We start from the raw sequence: 18,599 nt of genomic DNA on the forward strand, positions 1-18,599 counted from the left end.
GTTCAGCGTACCCAAAAGGCACGGGTGAACAGAATGACCACAGTAATCAGTTCCAGACGTCCGGCGAGCATCAGATAGCTCAGCACCCAGAGCGCATTGTCATTGATGGTGGAGAAGTTGCCTGCAGGGCCGATGGTTTCGCCAAGGCCGGGGCCGACATTGGAGAGGGCGGTAAGCGCGCCGGTAAAGGCGGAGACAAAATCCAGCCCGAAGATGGACAATGCCATCGTGCCCAGCACCAGCGAGGCAAAATACAGAAACAGATAGAGCAGGGCGCTCTGGGCAATATCCGGTGTGATTTCCGATGAGCCGTAGCGGGCTTTGACGACGGCGTGAGGCATGACCAGACGGGTGAGGCTGGCTTGTGTGGTGCGCCACAAAATGATGATGCGGTTGATTTTCATACCGCCGGAGGTGGAACCGGCACAGCCGCCGATAAAGGAGGCAAGAAAGAATACACCGACAGCCGCAGGGCCCCAAAGTGTGTAATCTTCCATTGCAAAACCGGTGGTGGTGATAACGGAAATGAAATGAAAGCCTGCGGTCAGCAAAGCAGTACCGAAAGGCATATCGGAGCTGATGCGCAGCATCACTGCCAGCCCGAATGTGAAGATAAGGATCAATGACAGGAAAAGCTTGACCTGCGGATCAAGCAGATTGGGCATTTGCTGCGGAATGACAGCTTTGATGAAAAGAATGAACGGCAGGGAGCCGAGTGTCATAAAGACCATAGCCACAATCAGGATGGCTTTATTACCGTCAAAAAAGCCGAAAGAACTGTCATGAGTCGAATAACCGGCCGTGGAGATCGTGGTCAGCCCGTGATTGATGGCATCAAACATGCCCATTCCGGCGGCAAAATATGCAACAATGCACAGGATAGTCAGGCCGCAATAAGCGACAATGATGCCGATCGCCAGCTGATTGACGCGTGGCAGAATTTTCTCGGATTTGTCCGAGGATTCCATATGGAAAAGCTGGACGCCGCCGATACGCAGAGACGGTAGCAGCAACAGCGCCAAACCGATAAACCCGATACCGCCGATCCAGCATAGCAATGAGCGCCAGATCAGAATGCCGCGCGGCATCTGGTCGAGACCGGTCAATGCTGTGGAGCCGGTGGCGGTAATGCCGGATGTGGATTCAAACAGGGCTGTCGCAAAGCTGATCGGCAGATGGGAGAAGTAAAACGGAATCGAGCCGAGCAGGGCAGCCGTTACCCAGAGCGAGACAGTGAGCAGAAAGCCGAGACGCGGCGAAAAGCGGATATGGCTGTTTTGCGTGGAGAGAAAGACCAGTGACGATACAACGGCGGTAAACAGGGATGAGCGGATGAAAATCAGCCAGTCCGGTGTGCCGTCGCGCAAGTCAAACATTGCAGGAAACAGCATGGCGACGGCCATCATCATGCCTAAACGCGCGCAAATATTACTAACGAAGCGAAATATGATCCTGCCCTCTCGGCTGTAATAACTCTTCCCGTCAGCAGGACTGCCTGTTTATGCGTAAAGGAGCACGGGTTTGGTAACTCTATAGGAAAACTATAGGAATCTAGCAAAATTTTTATGCATTTCCTATGGGGGGCAGACACAAAAGCCGATTTGTGACTTCTCAGAAACACAAGCGCGGTTTTCTGACCGATGGATAAACTTGCCTGTGATTAAGCCCCGCTTCAGCTTGTAATCGGAGACTGCGAAACCTAGTTTCACACTATCTGGGTGCAATACGGATTTTATTCTGTAATGCGCGGCAATGAAGTTACGCGGAAAGAGAAAAGTCTATGACACAGCGCCATGTTCCTGTCCTCATTATCGGTTCAGGACCTGCCGGTTATACGGCAGCTATTTATGCGGCTCGTGCCATGCTGAAACCGGTTATCATCACCGGTCTGGAGCAGGGCGGTCAGCTGATGATTACCACCGATGTTGAAAATTATCCGGGCTATGCAGAAACCGTGCAGGGGCCGTGGATGATGGAGCAAATGGCCAAACAGGCTGAAAATGTCGGCGCTGAAATTGTCTATGATCTGGTGTCGGAAGTTGATCTGTCGAAGCGCCCGTTCACGGCGAAAACCGACAGCGGTGCGGTGTTTACCAGTGATGTTGTGATTATTGCGACCGGGGCTCAGGCCAAATGGCTTGGTCTTGAAAGTGAACAGCATTTCATGGGCGGCGGTGTGTCTGCCTGTGCAACCTGTGACGGCTTCTTCTACCGCGGCAAGGATGTGATTGTTGTCGGCGGCGGTAATACTGCTGTCGAAGAAGCACTGTATCTTTCGCATATCGCTCAATCAGTTACTGTTGTGCATCGCCGTGACAGTTTCCGTGCCGAAAAAATTCTTCAGGAACGTCTGCTGAAGCGCGAAAATGTAAAAATCATCTGGAATCATGCAGTTGAAGAAATCACCGGTAATCCTGCCAATCCGCCTATGGGGCCGGTTGTAACCGGCGCAAGGCTTAAAGATACGGTGAGCGGTGCGATTACCGAGGTGAAAACTGATGGTGTGTTTGTCGCAATCGGTCATGCACCGGCGGTGTCATTGTTCAAAGATCAGCTGAAGATGAAGGATAGCGGTTATTTGTGGACTGCACCGGATTCAACCGCGACAAGCATTGAAGGTGTATTTGCTGCCGGTGACGTGACGGATGATATTTTCCGTCAGGCTGTAACTGCGGCAGGTATGGGCTGTATGGCTGCGCTTGAAGCTGAGCGCTGGCTGGCAGCACAACCGGAAGCCTGAGCCGTTAAGCTCGTGGTTTAAACAACCGGCACCTGATAATTCTGCACTGCAGAGCGGTTTTGAATGACCCTGAATCGCAAAATCGCTTTGTTTCTTTGTTTCGGCTACATTTTCTTTGCAAAACCGGTTTTCGTTTTTGTTGAAAATGCTCTGGCTCTTTAAAGTTGCCACAAAATTTAGTTCTTTGTCTTGTGGCAGTTATAAGCTGATTCTGATTTACTGTCGGACATCGGCGAGAAGTTGAAATGGGAAGTGCATAGCGGATGAACCGCATTGTGCCGGAGGATGAAAAGCAATGTCCGTTGCTATAAAGGCGGGCATTGTATGAAAAGGGGATAGTGTGGTGGCACCACTTGACTGGGATAAGCTACGCATTTTTCATGCCGCTGCTGAGGCCGGCTCGTTTACCCACGCGGCGCAGACATTGCATTTGTCGCAATCTGCGATCTCGCGTCAGGTCAGCGCGCTTGAGCAGGATGTCGGTGTGGCGCTGTTCTATCGTCATGCGCGTGGCCTTATTCTGACTGAACAGGGCGAAGTTTTGTATCGCACAGCACATGATGTGCTGATGAAGCTGGAAAATGTCCGCTCCAAACTCAATGAAAACCGTGAAAAGCCTTCCGGTCGCCTGCGTGTGACGACAACGGTCGGGCTTGGTTCCGGCTGGCTGATCGAGCGGATGGAAGAATTTGCCGATCTCTATCCGGATGTGCAGGTGCAGCTCATTCTCGATGATGAAGAGCTTGATCTGACCATGCGTCATGCGGATTGTGCTTTGCGTTTGCGCCAGCCGCAGCAGCCGGATCTGATCCAGCGCCGCATGTTTACCGTGCATATGCATGTTTATGCATCTGAAGGCTATATTGCCAAATATGGCAAGCTCAATGCTATTGAAGAGCTGGATGAGCATCGCATTGTAACTTTTGGTGAATCTGCGCCGTCCTATCTGATGGGGCTGAACTGGCTGGAAACAGCAGGCCGCACTGATGGCGGTGCGCGCATTCCGACCTTGCAGGTCAATAATCTGCTTTCCATTCGCCGCGCGGTTCTCAGCGGTGTCGGGATCGGGGTTCTGCCGGACTATATGGTTGATAAAACATCAGGGCTGGTGCGTTTGCTGCCGGCTTTGGGAGAGATTCCTTCCTTCGATACATTCTTCTGTTATCCGGAAGCGTTGAAAAATGCGGCCAAGCTGCATGTTTTCCGTGATTTCATTTTCTCCAAAGCGAGAAACTGGTCCTTCTGAAACAGACCAATTGACGTTAAAAAGAGCCGGTTTTACCGGCTTTTTTGTTGTTTAACGCCCATCTGTGCAGAAAAACCGGTTTCAAGATGCTGAGCTATCTGAAAATGCATGGCTGCTTTGCAATATCGGGCGTTGTGAAATCAGGCTTAAAGGAGCATATACAACTCATCTTAGTGATGCGTCTCCTCCTCCCATTGCGCATCCTAAGTGTTCCCCTCTGAAGGCTTGTCCATATGACGCCTTCAAAATTCCAAGCCGGGCTTATGTCCGGCTTTTTTTTGTCCAAATTTCAGGGCGACAAAAGCCATCCCTTTTTCCGTATTCTATGTGAGCCTGCTTATGCAGGCAGAGTTTTGTGCGCAATAAAAAAGCCCCGAACGATATGTTCGGGGCTTCAGGCACTTTATGTGTTTCGTATTAGCGCAGGGAAGCGCAGAAACGCTGAATGCGGATGCAGGCTTCTTCCAGCAACTCTTCGGAAGTTGCATAGGAGATACGGAAGTTTGGTCCGAGACCAAAGGCTGAACCGTGAACAACGGCTACGCCTTCAGCTTCCAGCAATTCGGAAACGAAATCTTCGTCGGTTTCGATAACCTTGCCCGAAGGTGCGATTTTGCCGATCAGACCTGCACAGGACGGATAGACGTAGAATGCGCCTTCCGGTGTCGGGCAGGTGATGCCGCTGGCCTGATTGAGCATGGAAACAACGAGATCGCGGCGACCCTGAAAGATTGCCTTGTTCTTTTCGATGAAATCCTGCGGGCCGTTGAGAGCTTCAACCGCTGCCCATTGTGCGATGGAGGAGGCACCGGAGGTCTGCTGACCCTGAACCATATCCATAGCTTTAATCAGCTGCAGCGGGCCAGCTGCATAACCAATACGCCAGCCGGTCATGGCATAGGCTTTGGAAACGCCGTTCATAGTCAGTGTGCGGTCATAGAGCTTTGGCTCAACCTGCGCAGGGGTCATGAATTTGAATTCGCCATAAACGAGATGCTCATACATATCGTCGGTCAGGATCCAGACCTGCGGATGACGCAGCAGCACATCGGTCAGCGCTTTGATTTCGCTTTCAGAATAAGCAGCACCTGTCGGGTTGGAAGGCATATTGAGGATCAGCCATTTGGTTTTTGGTGTGATCGCAGCTTCCAGATCGGCAGCCTGCAGCTTGAACTGGTTATCCATTGTGGTTTCAACAGTCACCGGTGTTGCACCGCACAGAGCAACGATTTCCGGATAGCTTACCCAATAAGGCGCAGGGATGATAACTTCATCACCCGGATTGAGGGTTGCCATCAATGCATTGAACAGGATCTGCTTGCCGCCGGTACCGACAATGGTCTGTTCCCAGGTGTAATCCAGACCATTTTCACGCTTGAACTTTGCAGCAATTGCCTTGCGCAGTTCAGGAATACCGGAAACAGGGGTGTATTTGGTTTCGCCGCGGGTGATTGCGTCGATGGCTGCCTGCTTAATATTATCAGGGGTATCAAAATCCGGCTCACCTGCACCAAGGCTGATAACATCTTTGCCCTTAGCTTTCAGCTCACGTGCTTTCTGGCTGACAGCGATTGTGGCAGATGGTTTTACGCGGGACAGTGCGTCGGCGAGGAATGCCATGATCATTACTCCTGAATGGAACTGGCGATCCGGCTGAATAGCCGGAGGATAAAAGAAAACCTAAAACACAGCGCAATCTCCTCAACCGCGTGTGTTTAAGCGTTGCTGCCGGTGCCTGAGCAGCCGCTATAGCGACGTTGTTGAGCCCTTCGCGAGCGCAGATTGATCTGGTCGCATATGATATCCGGGGAGTTTACAGTTTTGAGGCTGTTTATGCCGGTGGGGAGCAACGCTGATATAGAGCCGGACTGTTCAGTCAGAGGCTACAGCTTTATGTCGCAATCACAGGCAAAGTGCAAGGAAAGCTTTTGCGTCACAGCGTAATTGCGGTGTTTTATATTTGGGATGGACAGAAAAAAGAAAAGGCGGGAAAACCCGCCTTTTATTCGATCCCAGATTGTCAGTCAGTGTGACCTCAACGCCCTGTATCTCAACCCTGAGCCGCATGAAATGCAGCTCTTAACCTTATCGCAAATTACATTGCAACGAGGTTGTCGGCAGATGAACGACCAGAGCGGCGGTCCTGCACGATTTCATAGGTGACTTTCTGGCCTTCATCGAGCTGAGCCAGGCCAGCGCGCTGTACAGCGGAGATATGAACGAACACGTCTGTGCCGCCCTGATCAGGCTGAATAAAACCGAAACCCTTGGTCGTGTTGAACCACTTAACTGTTCCCGTAGCCATGGGAAATTCCTTCAAGTTCATAGTAAATTCAGGTTCGCCTTGCGACGTTCCCGGTGGATCGAAGTTGTTGATGGAAGATCATGAGAAGCAAGGCGTTGCCGTGCGGGCCGCAAAATCACTCGACCGAAAATTCGATGAACTCAACATATGCGACATTTTTGACCAATACAAGGCAGCTTCTCAGGAAATCGCACATGGACAGAGAATAAATCTCCGGGAAACCTTTACAACGCGTGAGAATATTTCTGCAAATCACCGCTCTCCGAAAAGTATCTCTGTAGAGTTCAAAGCAGAGATACGATGTATCCGGAGCAGGAATTACAGTGCTGAAAACACAAAAGGCAGCCTTATAAGACTGCCTTTTGCTTGATTGTTTATGTGCTTATCAGGCTTTCTTGAAGTAATCCTGCAATGGACGAACTTCCAGTGATCCGGCCTTGAGTGCGGCAATCGCTTCAGAAACCGCCTCTGCACCAGCCAGTGTGGTGTAATATGGCAGTTTGTGCATCAGGGTCGCACGGCGGATCGACTTGCTGTCGGAAACCGCGCTGACACTGTCTGTGGTGTTGAAGACAATATGCACCTGACGGTTGCGGATGGCGTCTTCAATATGCGGACGGCCTTCCAGAACCTTGTTGACCTTGGTGGCTTCGATGTCCTGTTCAGCCAGATAGCGCTGTGTGCCGCCGGTTGCCAGAACTTTAAAACCGAGGTCTGCCAGACGCTTAACAGGCGCTACGATGCGTGCTTTGTCTTCATCGCGGACGGAGACAAACACTGTACCATCGCGTGGCAGATCAACGCCTGCGCCGAGCTGTGATTTTGCAAAGGCCAGTGCATAGTCATAGTCGAGACCCATGACTTCACCGGTCGAGCGCATTTCAGGTCCGAGCAGGGTGTCCACACCCGGGAAGCGGGCGAACGGGAACACGGCTTCCTTCACGGCGATGTGGCGCTGTGCTTTCACATCAGGCTTGCCGCCATAGGCAGCCAGTGCCTGTTCGAGGCTTTCACCGGCCATAATGCGTGCTGCAACCTTGGCAATCGGTGTGCCGTTGGTTTTAGCCACGAAAGGCACGGTACGCGATGCACGCGGATTGACCTCAAGCACATAGACCACATTGTCTTTGATCGCATATTGCACGTTCATCAGACCGCCGACATTGAGCGCTTTGGCCATGGCAATGGTCTGGCGTTCAAGTTCAGCAACGATTTCATCGCTCAGAGTGTGAACCGGCAGGGAGCAGGCTGAGTCACCGGAGTGAATACCGGCTTCTTCAATATGTTCCATGATACCGGCAACATAAGCGTCTTTACCGTCGCAGAGACAGTCCACATCCACTTCGATAGCATCGGTCAGATAGGTATCAAACAGCAGCGGATTTTTGCCCAGCAGTGTGTTGATCTGGCCGGTTTTATCATTCGGATATTTGGCTTTAATATCTTCGGTCACCAGTTCAGGCACAGTTTCCAGCAGATATTTCTGCAGCATGCGCTCGTCATGAATGATCTGCATGGCGCGGCCACCCAGAACATAAGACGGGCGAACCACCAGCGGGAAGCCGAGGTCAGCAGCGATCAGGCGAGCCTGTTCAACGGAATAGGCAATGCCGTTTTTCGGCTGGTTGAGGCCGAGCTTGATCAGCAGCTTCTGGAAGCGGTCACGGTCTTCCGCCAGATCGATCGCATCCGGTGAGGTGCCGAGGATTGGAATATTGGCTTTTTCCAGTGCATTGGCGAGTTTCAGCGGGGTCTGACCGCCGAACTGTACGATCACGCCGTGCAGAGTGCCTTTTTCCTGCTCTTTACGCAGAATTTCGATCACATCTTCATCGGTCAGCGGCTCGAAATACAGACGGTCTGACGTGTCATAGTCCGTGGAAACCGTTTCCGGATTACAGTTGATCATGATCGCTTCATAACCGGCATCGCTCAGCGCGAAAGCCGCATGGCAGCAGCAATAATCGAACTCGATACCCTGACCGATACGGTTAGGACCACCGCCGAGGATCACAACCTTTTTGCGCTCGGATACATCCGCTTCACAGGCTTCAACACCTGCAAACGGCGTTTCATAGGTCGAATACATATAAGCCGTTGGCGAAGAGAATTCCGCAGCACAGGTATCAATGCGCTTGAAAATCGGATGCACGCTCAGTTCTGCACGATGTTTGGCAACATCCTTGGCATCTTTGCGGATCAGACTTGCAAGGCGGCTGTCTGAGAAGCCCATGGCTTTCAGATAGCGCATATTTTCCGCATCCTGCGGCAGACCATGTTCACGGACACGATCTTCAGTCGCAACGATCTCGGCCATCTGCTCAAGGAACCAAGGATCGATCTTGCAGGCTGCATGAATTTCATCAAGCGGCATGCCGAGGCGCATGGCCTGTGCAACCATACGCAGACGATCCGGTGTCGGTGTGCCGATAGCTGCGCGGATTGCGCCTTTTTCATCGCCGTCTTCAATATTCGGGATTGCGATTTCATCAAGACCGGTCAGGCCTGTTTCCAGACCGCGCAGAGCTTTCTGCAGGCTTTCCTGGAAGGTACGGCCGATAGCCATCACTTCACCGACCGATTTCATCGCGGTGGTCAGAACATTATTGGCGCCCGGGAATTTCTCGAAAGCGAAACGCGGGATTTTAGTAACAACATAGTCAATGCTTGGTTCAAACGAAGCAGGTGTTGCACCGCCGGTAATATCGTTTTCCAGCTCGTCCATGGTGTAGCCGACAGCCAGTTTGGCGGCGACTTTAGCAATTGGGAAGCCGGTTGCTTTGGAGGCCAGTGCTGACGAGCGGGACACGCGCGGGTTCATTTCAATAACGATCAGACGACCGTTTTCAGGATTAACCGCGAACTGTACGTTCGAACCACCGGTTTCAACGCCGATTTCGCGCAGCACTGCGATCGAGGCATCGCGCATGATCTGATATTCTTTATCAGTCAGCGTCAGAGCAGGGGCAACAGTGATACTGTCACCGGTGTGAACGCCCATTGGGTCGATATTTTCGATCGAGCAGATGATAATGCAGTTGTCCGCTTTGTCGCGTACAACTTCCATTTCATATTCTTTCCAGCCGAGCACGGATTCTTCAATCAGTACTTCGGTGGTTGGCGAAGCATCAAGGCCGCCTTCGACGATTTCAAAGAATTCCGAACGGTTATAGGCAATGCCGCCGCCGGTGCCGCCGAGGGTAAAGCTCGGGCGGATAATGGCTGGCAGACCAACATGATCGAGCGCCTGTGCTGCCAAACCCATAGCATGGGTCATGTAGCGCTGCTTGCGGTCGGTTTCGCCGAGCTGCCATTCGGTTTCCAGCTTGTCGAGTGCTTTGTCGAGATCGTCGCCGGAGAGCTTGGCTTTCAGCTCTTCACGTTTGATCTTATGGGCTTTGCGGTCTTCATCTTTTACATCCGTGGCATTGGCCAGCATGGACTTTGGAGTTTCAAGGCCGATTTTTGCCATGGCTTCGCGGAACAATGCGCGGTCTTCGGCTTTATCAATGGCTTTGGCGTCTGCGCCGATCATTTCCACATTGTAGCGGTCAAGCACGCCCATGCGCTTCAGCGACAGCGCGGTGTTCAGTGCAGTCTGGCCGCCCATGGTTGGCAGCAGCGCATCAGGGCGCTCTTTGGCGATGATCTTGGCAACCACTTCCGGTGTGATCGGCTCAATATATGTAGCATCCGCCAGATCAGGATCTGTCATGATCGTGGCCGGATTGGAATTCACCAGAATGATCCGGTACCCTTCTTCTTTCAGGGCTTTACAGGCCTGTGTGCCTGAATAGTCAAATTCACATGCCTGACCGATAACAATTGGTCCCGCTCCGATAATCAGAATCGATTTGATGTCTGTGCGTTTTGGCATGGTCTCATCCTGTGTTTAGCGCTTATTCGGCTCTGCGACAAAAGCCCGAACGGTATGACCGTCGGGTTCAGAGGCTATATGATGCGTCTGGGCTAAGCGTGTCTTATAGGTAATCAATTTGCGGAAAGTAACCCCTTAAATACGTTATTTGGGAGAAAATATGCGTTTATAACAATTCTTATTGAAATTTGACCGGTTGTCAGCCTGTTTTGAAATGTCCTGTGTTTTATCTTTGCTAAATAGACCGCGGGCAGAGTAGCGGGCAGAGCATTTCCGTTTTATTATAGCTGCCAAAGAATTATGTAAAATAAGGAGAGCGCTGATGCGCTGGCAAGGTCGCGAAGAGAGTGACAATGTTGAGGATCGCCGTGGGAATGGCGGCGGTGGTCTGAGAGGTGGTGGCGGACTCGGCGGGCCGGGTTTCCGTGTTGTGCGCGGCGGCGGGCTTTCCGGCATTCTTATTCTGGGTGTTATGGCACTTGTTTTGTGGATGGCCGGTATTAATCCGCTGCCTATCCTGTTCGGTGACGGCTCCATCCAGAGCACACAGACATCCAGTGGTTCTTCCAATATTGGTGCTTCCACGCCGCGTGCCGATGATGAAGCGGCCAGTTTCAGTCGTGTTGTCTTGAAAGAAACAGAAGAAGTCTGGAGCGGTATTTTCCAGTCTGCCGGTCAGACCTATAAAAAGCCGGTTCTGGTGCTGTTTGACGGTCAGGTAAGATCTGCCTGCGGATTTGCTTCTGCTGCCTCGGGACCTTTCTACTGTCCGGGCGACCAGAAAGTTTATATCGATCTGAGTTTCTACCGTGAACTGGACAAGCGTTTCGGCGCTTCCGGTGATTTTGCACATGCCTATGTACTGTCGCATGAAGTCGGCCATCATGTGCAGAACCTGCTCGGTATTCTGCCGAAATTTAACCAGATGCGTCAAAGCATGAGTGAAGCGCAGTCCAATGCCATGTCCGTGCGCGTGGAATTGCAGGCCGATTGCTTTGCCGGTGTCTGGGGTAAATTCACCGAGCAGAAGGGACTGCTGGAACAGGGGGATCTCGAAGAAGCTCTGAACGCCGCCCATCAGATCGGTGACGATACTTTGCAGAAGCGTTCGCAGGGCTATGTCGTGCCGGAAAGCTTCAATCACGGTACCTCTGAACAGCGTGCCAAATGGTTCAAGCGCGGCTTCGATACGGGACGGGTTGATGCCTGTGATACTTTCAACAACCCCATTTAATATATTCGGGTGCTGACGGTCTGCAAATAGCGTCTTCCTGTGCTTCCGGTACTCACGTACACACGGCACCGCACGTCCAATAGGACGTGCAAAGGTTGCCGTGATCTTTAAGGCTGCATAATCTTATCTTTCATCAGCCGATGAAAGGATTATGCAGGGTACGCTCCGTTCCGGTTCTCGTAAGACACTATTTTCGCCACGTCATCATCCCGAATATGACGTAGCGCTTGATAGAAAAATCAAACTACGAGTATAGAAAAAGGCCGGTGAAAATCACCGGCCTTTTATTTTGTCTATGAATATTTATCTCAGGCCGCTTCGCGCCCTTTTAAGCTCAGGCCGCTTCGCGTTCCGGCAGAGGTTCCTGACCCTTGCGTGCGCGGATCAGGTTGATAAAGCGGCGGAACAGGTAGAACGAGTCTTCAGGACCCGGAGAAGCTTCCGGATGGTGCTGTACCGAGAAGACCGGCTTGCCGATAATCCGCAATCCGCAATTTGTACCGTCAAACAGCGAGATGTGAGTTTCTTCCACGCCTGAAGGCAGGCTGTCCGCATCCACCGCAAAGCCATGGTTCATCGATACGATTTCAACTTTACCGGTTGTGTGGTCTTTCACCGGATGGTTGCCGCCGTGATGACCCTGATGCATCTTCACTGTCTTACCGCCTGTTGCCAGTGCCAGCATCTGGTGGCCGAGGCAGATACCAAACAGCGGAATGTCGGTTTCAATCAGTTTTTTAATGGTTGGTACTGCATATTCACCGGTAGCCGCCGGATCGCCAGGGCCGTTGGACAGGAATACACCGTCCGGATTGTGCGCCAGAATATCTTCAGCGCTTGCTGTCGCCGGAACAACCGTTACCTTGCCGCCGAGATCTGCAAACAGACGCAGAATGTTACGTTTGATACCATAGTCAACCGCAACGACATGGAACTGTTCTTCTGTCTGACTGCCATAGCCTTCATTCCAGACCCATGATTTTTCTGTCCATACAGATGACTGGCCGGAAGTAACATCTTTGGCGAGGTCGAGGTCTACGAGACCTGCCCAAGCGCTAGCGCGTTTTTTCAGAGCCGGAATGTCGAAATTGCCGCTCGGATCGTGAGCGATCACGGCATTGGCTGCGCCTTTTTCACGGATCAGGGCGGTCAGTGCGCGTGTATCAACATTGCTGAGGCCGATAATGCCGTGCTGCTTCAGCCACTTGTCGAAATCCTGAGTGGCGCGGTAGTTTGAAGGGGCAGTAATATCAGCCTTAATAATTGTGCCGACTGCGCCGGAGCGGCTGGCCGGATTTAGGCGCTCGCTGTCTTCTTCATTGGTGCCGACATTGCCGATATGCGGGAATGTGAAAGTCACGATCTGGCCTGCATAGGACGGATCGGTCAGAACTTCCTGATAACCGGTGAGGGAGGTGTTGAAGCAGACTTCCGCTTCAATCGCGCCGACTGCGCCGACACCTTTGCCTTCGATCACTGTGCCATCCGCCAAAACAAGAACAGCTGTTGGCTTGGAAGTCGTCCAGGGTGCGGTTTTGGGTGTGGTTTCGGTCATTGAGGCACTCCTGATCAAAATTGCGCGCTGTGCTGTTAGAGCATAATGCCTTAAACTTGAATCAGTTTAAGGATAAATTATGCTCCAATTTTAAAGTGTTAGAGCGAGTTTTGTGCGCCCAACAGGGCGCACGGCGCTCTAAGTATGTCGCGTCCGGAACCGGCTTTGTGGTCGGCCATCTGAACGGCAACTATGTGTTATATGTGCAGATGCAACCCGGTATGATAAACACCAGATGTGCAAAAACGCGCCGGATACAATGAGCTCCGTCGCGAGAATGAAAAAAATCTTCTGCTAAGATTAATAATGTAAAGAAATCTTGCCCTGCGGTCAATTGCTGTGACGGATATTTTCGCGGGAAAAGCGGCGGTCAATATGCGGCTAGTAATTTGGGCTTATCAAGACAGCCAGAAAAAGCCGGTTTCTGCTTGCATATTGCGGAGGCATAATGGGGTTGCGGGAAGAAAATAATCTGATGGTTTTGCCAAGACTGCAAATTGCGCTATAAGGCCTTTGATTTGCTTATTCCGGCCAGCTTTATTGCATTCAGGAGCGTATCGCCTTTATTCTGTTTTGTGCGCACGCTCTGATTTCTGTAAAATTTGCATCATGCGCGTGTTTATAAAAAGACAACTGACCGCGCCTTGCTCTGACCGGATTTTATAAATTTAACAGGCCGGATACGAATATATAATGCTGTCCTGCCAAGGAGATAAGAAATGCTGCGTCAGGAAATTTCGCAAGCTCTGACAACGGCTATGAAAGCCCATGAAAAAATGCGTGCTTCAACGCTGCGCCTGATTATGGCTGCTCTGAAGGATCGCGACATTGCCAATCGCGGTGCAGGCAAAGACCCTGTATCGGATGATGAAATTCTGGCAATTCTTGCCAAGATGATCAAGCAGCGTGAAGAATCTGCCAAAATGTACGAAGAAGGCAATCGTATTGAACTGGCTGAAAATGAACGTGCTGAAATCGAGATCATCAGAGAGTTTCTGCCTCAGCAGTTGAGCGATGAAGAAATCCGTGCCAACAGCGCCGCTGCCATTGCCGAAGTCGGTGCAGAAGGCCTGCGCGATATGGGTAAGGTAATGGCGGTTCTTAAAGAACGTTATACCGGCCAGATGGATTTCGCCAAGGCCAGCGGTGTGCTGAAAGAACTGCTCGGTAGCTGATCCTGAATAATTGAGAAAAAAGAAAAAGCCCGCGATTAACGCGGGCTTTTTTGTTTCAGCTTTCCGTTACCGTTTTCAGGCGGGTGCCGCCGAGCATGCCTTTTTCTTCCAGTACCGGATAGGCCATTGAAGCCAGCAGCGAATTGATCTGCTTGAGATCGCGGATCGTATCCAGATGGATCGAACTGGTCTCGACACTGCGCACAGTTCCTTCACGCAGGCGCTGGAAATGCATTTCGCTGGTGCGTTTCTCCATGTCACGCAGATGGTCTTTTTCATGCACGAGCTGGCGCGCCGTATAGCTGTCACGCGATACCAATACGTTGAAGGCCAAATGCGCATTGGAAACAACCATAGCGTGGAATTCGGTCAGTTCGTCCCAGCCTTCTTCTGTGAACTCCAGCTTACGATCCATCTTCTTCTGCACATGGGCAAGCATATTGCGCACAATAATATCGCCGACCTGTTCCAGTTTAACGCAGGCGCCGAGCAATTCCTGCGTGCGCAGAGCTTCATCTTCGCTCAGGTTTTTGGTCGCCAGTTTCGCCAGATAAAGCTTGATGGCGGCATGGCGGGCATCCAGACGATCATCCAGTTTTGCCAGTTCATTAATGCCGACCTGATCCGGTTTTTCATAAAGGTCCATAATCCGTCGCAGCATCACGTCAACGGTTTCACAGGTGCGCACAACTTCACGGGTTGCATTGCCGAGGGCAAGCGGCGGGGAGTTGATGACACTCATATCCAGCGCGCTGATTTCCTGTGTGAAAACAGTTTCTGCCGGTGCTTCCGGTTTGGCTTTAAGATTGACCAGTGCTTCTGTAGCGCGCAGCACAAGTCCTGACAGCGGAATGCCTGCAATCAGAATAATCGTATTGAACAGGATATGCGCATTCACAACCTGACTGACCGGATCGGAGCCGAGAAACTCGACCGGAGGCTTAAAGGACAGAAACAGGATCAGGATAACGAGAGAGCCTGCGCCGCGCATCAGCAGATTGCCGAGCGGTACCACGCGGGTTTCCGGCGGGGCATTGCGTGTGAGCAGGGGGGCGATGATAGAAGAGCCAAGATTGACGCCAAGCACCATTACCACAGCCAGATCCGGCTGAATGAGGCCGCGTGAAGCGAAAGATGTCAGCAAGATGATTGCGGCAATTGATGAATGGAACAGCCATGTCATCAGCGCTGCAAGCAGATAGGTGGTAACCGGATCGCTCGCCAGATAATTGACAATCACCGGCAGCAGCTGACTGTCGCGCAATGGCGTTGTCGCTTCCCCTGTGAGTTCAAGCGAGAGAATAAGCAGACCAATGCCGACCAGAATCTTACCATTCTGTCGCCAGAACAAGCGCTCGGAAGACATAGAAATGAATGTGCCTGCCACAAGTGCCAAAGGCACCAGCAAAGTCAGGTCATAGCTCAGGATTTTAACGACAAGGGCAGAGCCGAGCTCGCCGCCGCGCACGGCCATAAGGCCTGCCACACCGCTGACAAAGCCTGCGCCGACAAAAGAGCCGACCAGCAAAGTGACTGCCGTGGAGCTTTGAAGGGATACAGCCAGCAAAACACCGAAGCTGACCGCCAGAAGCGGTTTTTGCATATATTTGCGCAGTCGTCGGCGTAAGCGGTCGCCATAGGCGCTTTCAACGCCTGCCCGAACCATACGGGTTGCCCATAAGAGCAACGCGACTGCCCCTGCAAGATGCAGGAGGACGACTGAACCATTCAAATGCGTATTCCTTTTTTATTACCGGATGATTAGCTCATCCTTTGTGGTTCCCCGGATTGTCTCCGGATGCTCCGTTCCTGTTCGCGCATGCACAGCATTGCTGCAGTGATTTCGCGGAATGATCAGGACGGATAAAAGTGCAGTGCGAAAATCATGCACTGGCTAATCAATCTAGGCACATTATGCTTAATTTGGAAGAGGAATTTTACCTCTAACAGATGGTATTTAAAGTTTTTATGACAAATTTATGACAGTTAGCCGACTAAATCAAAATCCTGCATTTTCAGGTGCTGAAGGATAATATTGCTGTCCCGTTGTATAAGATGATAAGCGATAATTATGACAACTGTGCTACCCGCTTATAGGAGAGGCTGCACTTGCACAGGAACCGGCATGTGAGTATCGGGGAAAGATGCGTTGTTGAGGCGTGTTTTTCTGTATTCCGTGCTATTAAGGTGAGGGGACAAGTCTGATGTCCCCCGAAGTCAGTATTGTTCTGGCAAGAGAACTGAGAGAGAATTTAAAGGCGCATGCGTTTCCCCCCGTCCTTCCTTGATGAAATCCGCGACCGCGTTCCGATATCGTCTGTGATCGGGACACGCGTGAGTTTTGATCGCAAGAAAACCAATGCGTCCAAGGGGGATTTCTGGGCGTGCTGTCCTTTTCATGGTGAAAAAAGCCCGAGCTTTCACTGTGAGGATCGCAAAGGCCGCTATCATTGTTTCGGCTGTGGTGTGACGGGCGATCATTTCCGTTTTCTCACCGAGCTTGAAGGTTTGAACTTTCCCGAGGCTGTCGCACGTATTGCCGATATGGCCGGTGTGCCGATGCCGGTTATGGATGCCGAGCAGCAGAGACGCGAGGAAAAGCGCGGCACGCTCTATGATGTGATGGAACTGGCCGCAGCATTTTTTGAAGATCAGTTGCAGGCATCAGTTGGTGCCAAAGCCCGCTCTTATTTGCGCGACCGCGGCTTAAATGCGCAGACGCAGGCCGAGTTCCGTATCGGTTATGCGCCGGAAGGCCGCAATATTCTGAAAGAATATCTGGCCTCAAAAGGTGCAACCCGTGAGCAGATTGAAGCCTGCGGCATGGTTGTGCATGGTGAAGGTATTGCAGTGTCTTATGACCGTTTCCGCGACCGCATCATGTTTCCGATTACCGACAGCCGCAATCGCGTGATCGCCTTTGGCGGACGTGCAATGTCACCGGATGCGCCTGCGAAATATCTCAATTCGCCGGAAACCGAACTGTTTCACAAAGGTCGGGTGCTTTACAATATGGTGCGCGCGCGCCGTGCCTGTCAGGCGCAAAATGGCGAAGAAGCCAAGCCGGTCATTGCCGTTGAAGGCTATATGGATGTGATCGCACTGGCTCAGGCAGGTTTCAACGAGGTGGTGGCGCCGCTTGGCACGGCACTGACCGAGGAGCAGATGGCTTTGCTTTGGCGGATCAGTTCTGAGCCGGTTTTGTGCTTTGACGGCGATCAGGCCGGTCTTCGCGCAGCCTATCGTGCGGTGGATACCGGTTTGCCGAATTTGCAGCCGGGTAAATCGCTGGCTTTTGCTCTGTTGCCTGAGGGCAAGGATCCTGACGATCTGGTCAAGGAGCAGGGTGCTTCCGCATTTCGTGTCGTGTTGCAGGATGCCAGGCCGCTGGCGGAAATGCTGTGGATGCGGGAAACTGCTGGCGGGAATTTTGAAACGCCGGAGCGCCGTGCTGAACTTGATGCACGGATGCGCACCCATGTGGCGCGTATCAAGGACGAGAGCGTTAAGCATTATTACAGCCAGCATATGCGTGAGAAATCGCAAAGCTTCTTCGGCCCTAAATGGGGGCGGCAGAATGCCGGTAAGCAGGCAGGTGGCTTCGGCGGCAAGGGTAATTTCCAGCCGCAGCGCGGTAAAGGTAGCGGTTTCGGTGGTGGCTTTGGCAATGCGGCCTCAACCAAGGCTTCTGACAGTCTGACCCGTTCCGCGATTGTGAAGGGCGGTTCATCCGCACCAAGTCTGCGCGAGGCGACGATTGTTCTGACGCTGATTAATCATCCGGCACTGATCGATGAGAATTTTGAGGTTGTAGCTACGCTGGAACTGACCCATGCGGGGCTGACGGCGCTTCATGCCGCGGTTCTGGATGTGATGGCCAGCCATCTTGCCGAAGACGGTAAGATGATGCGTAAAATCCTCAATGAAAACGGTTTTTCTGAATTGCTGGATGAGCTGGAACTGGTGGTACGCCGTGCGCGTCTGTGGCCAGCAACACTGCTGGCTGCCGAAGATGATGCCCGCGAAGCCCTCAAACAGGCGATGCACTTGCATCTGCGCGCACGGACACTACATAAGGAACTAAGAGCTGTAGAAGAGGCTCTTTCCACTGAAGCGTCAGCCGAGGTTTTTGCGCGTTTGATTGATATTCAGAGCGAAATTCGCAAGGCCGATGCAACCGAAGCGCTTATTGAAGGTTTCGGTCAGTCTTCAGGACGCCCGCCCGGCGGTTTCTGAGGATAAGCAGATACGTGAATAAGGTCGCCAAACAGAGATAATTTGAACAAAAACTGCTCAGAACTGCATTGTTCGGTGCTTAACCGGCGTCACTCTGTCGCGAATCTGCATAAATGATTCGCTTTTTCCATGCGAATCATATGAGTCGCATTCTTTAATTGTATCGGTGAGAGCTTGTCCGTCGCTGAAAGGCGATAATACACAGCATCTGAACAATGTCATGACCGGAGC

At 51.9% G+C, this 18,599-nt stretch carries 12 protein-coding genes; 6 read left to right on the forward strand and 6 right to left on the reverse strand.

Annotated features, from left to right (window positions below):
- Nucleotides 1–2: 2 nt before the first annotated feature.
- A complete protein-coding gene (locus tag BKD14_RS11175) occupies nt 3–1,403 on the reverse strand; it encodes a TrkH family potassium uptake protein (protein ID WP_075656384.1) in 1,401 nt (466 codons plus the stop codon).
- Between the two features lie 377 nt (nt 1,404–1,780).
- Between BKD14_RS11175 and trxB the strand changes: the two genes are divergently transcribed.
- Both trxB and BKD14_RS11185 read left to right on the forward strand, forming a co-directional pair.
- The gene (gene trxB / locus BKD14_RS11180; RefSeq protein WP_022711708.1) at nt 1,781–2,740 is read left to right on the forward strand and encodes a thioredoxin-disulfide reductase; all 960 of its coding nucleotides are present in this window, start codon (nt 1,781–1,783) and stop codon (nt 2,738–2,740) included.
- 340 nt (nt 2,741–3,080) lie between these two features.
- A complete protein-coding gene (locus tag BKD14_RS11185; RefSeq protein ID WP_022711710.1) occupies nt 3,081–3,986 on the forward strand; it encodes a LysR family transcriptional regulator in 906 nt (301 codons plus the stop codon).
- 417 nt (nt 3,987–4,403) lie between these two features.
- Here BKD14_RS11185 and BKD14_RS11190 read toward each other — a convergent pair whose 3' ends face one another.
- Nucleotides 4,404–5,606, reverse strand: a complete 1,203-nt coding sequence (locus BKD14_RS11190; RefSeq protein ID WP_075656055.1) for a pyridoxal phosphate-dependent aminotransferase — start codon at nt 5,604–5,606, stop codon at nt 4,404–4,406.
- A gap of 475 nt (nt 5,607–6,081) precedes the next feature.
- Entirely contained in the window at nt 6,082–6,291 is a 210-nt protein-coding gene (locus BKD14_RS11195; RefSeq protein ID WP_022711712.1) for a cold-shock protein, read from the reverse strand.
- Nucleotides 6,292–6,361: 70 nt separating this feature from the next.
- On the opposite strand from BKD14_RS11195, the gene BKD14_RS11200 reads away from it, so the two are divergent.
- Nucleotides 6,362–6,661, forward strand: a complete 300-nt coding sequence (locus tag BKD14_RS11200) for a hypothetical protein (protein ID WP_210215509.1) — start codon at nt 6,362–6,364, stop codon at nt 6,659–6,661.
- 15 nt (nt 6,662–6,676) lie between these two features.
- On the opposite strand, the gene carB is transcribed toward BKD14_RS11200, so the two are convergent.
- Nucleotides 6,677–10,168 carry a carbamoyl-phosphate synthase large subunit gene (gene carB / locus BKD14_RS11205; protein ID WP_075656059.1) on the reverse strand — a complete coding sequence of 1,164 codons (3,492 nt, stop codon included), beginning with the start codon at nt 10,166–10,168 and terminating at the stop codon, nt 6,677–6,679.
- Nucleotides 10,169–10,490: 322 nt separating this feature from the next.
- Between carB and BKD14_RS11210 the strand changes: the two genes are divergently transcribed.
- Entirely contained in the window at nt 10,491–11,402 is a 912-nt protein-coding gene (locus BKD14_RS11210) for a neutral zinc metallopeptidase (RefSeq protein ID WP_075656061.1), read from the forward strand.
- Nucleotides 11,403–11,736: 334 nt separating this feature from the next.
- Here the strand turns inward: BKD14_RS11210 and carA are convergent, their stop codons facing one another.
- A complete protein-coding gene (carA, locus tag BKD14_RS11215; RefSeq protein ID WP_075656063.1) occupies nt 11,737–12,957 on the reverse strand; it encodes a glutamine-hydrolyzing carbamoyl-phosphate synthase small subunit in 1,221 nt (406 codons plus the stop codon).
- Nucleotides 12,958–13,676: 719 nt separating this feature from the next.
- Between carA and BKD14_RS11220 the strand changes: the two genes are divergently transcribed.
- Nucleotides 13,677–14,132 carry a GatB/YqeY domain-containing protein gene (locus BKD14_RS11220; RefSeq protein ID WP_022710976.1) on the forward strand — a complete coding sequence of 152 codons (456 nt, stop codon included), beginning with the start codon at nt 13,677–13,679 and terminating at the stop codon, nt 14,130–14,132.
- A gap of 55 nt (nt 14,133–14,187) precedes the next feature.
- Here BKD14_RS11220 and BKD14_RS11225 read toward each other — a convergent pair whose 3' ends face one another.
- On the reverse strand, nt 14,188–15,864 hold the full coding sequence (locus BKD14_RS11225) for a Na/Pi cotransporter family protein (RefSeq protein WP_075656065.1): 1,677 nt from the start codon (nt 15,862–15,864) through the stop codon (nt 14,188–14,190).
- 530 nt (nt 15,865–16,394) lie between these two features.
- Between BKD14_RS11225 and dnaG the strand changes: the two genes are divergently transcribed.
- The gene (dnaG, locus tag BKD14_RS11230; RefSeq protein ID WP_075656067.1) at nt 16,395–18,368 is read left to right on the forward strand and encodes a DNA primase; all 1,974 of its coding nucleotides are present in this window, start codon (nt 16,395–16,397) and stop codon (nt 18,366–18,368) included.
- Nucleotides 18,369–18,599 lie beyond the last annotated feature (231 nt).

Source organism: Pseudochrobactrum sp. B5, from assembly GCF_001939785.1.
GTDB lineage: Bacteria > Pseudomonadota > Alphaproteobacteria > Rhizobiales > Rhizobiaceae > Pseudochrobactrum > Pseudochrobactrum saccharolyticum.

Excerpts from the sequence above, each read along its gene's own strand:
- BKD14_RS11175 (WP_075656384.1), bottom strand. The coding sequence starts at position 1,403 with ATGGCCGTCGCCATGCTGTTTCCTGCAATGTTTGACTTGCGCGACGGC.
- trxB (WP_022711708.1), top strand. The coding sequence starts at position 1,781 with ATGACACAGCGCCATGTTCCTGTCCTCATTATCGGTTCAGGACCTGCC.
- BKD14_RS11190 (WP_075656055.1), bottom strand. The coding sequence starts at position 5,606 with ATGGCATTCCTCGCCGACGCACTGTCCCGCGTAAAACCATCTGCCACA.
- BKD14_RS11195 (WP_022711712.1), bottom strand. The coding sequence starts at position 6,291 with ATGGCTACGGGAACAGTTAAGTGGTTCAACACGACCAAGGGTTTCGGT.
- BKD14_RS11200 (WP_210215509.1), top strand. The coding sequence starts at position 6,362 with ATGGAAGATCATGAGAAGCAAGGCGTTGCCGTGCGGGCCGCAAAATCA.
- carB (WP_075656059.1), bottom strand. The coding sequence starts at position 10,168 with ATGCCAAAACGCACAGACATCAAATCGATTCTGATTATCGGAGCGGGA.
- BKD14_RS11210 (WP_075656061.1), top strand. The coding sequence starts at position 10,491 with ATGCGCTGGCAAGGTCGCGAAGAGAGTGACAATGTTGAGGATCGCCGT.
- carA (WP_075656063.1), bottom strand. The coding sequence starts at position 12,957 with ATGACCGAAACCACACCCAAAACCGCACCCTGGACGACTTCCAAGCCA.
- BKD14_RS11220 (WP_022710976.1), top strand. The coding sequence starts at position 13,677 with ATGCTGCGTCAGGAAATTTCGCAAGCTCTGACAACGGCTATGAAAGCC.
- dnaG (WP_075656067.1), top strand. The coding sequence starts at position 16,395 with ATGCGTTTCCCCCCGTCCTTCCTTGATGAAATCCGCGACCGCGTTCCG.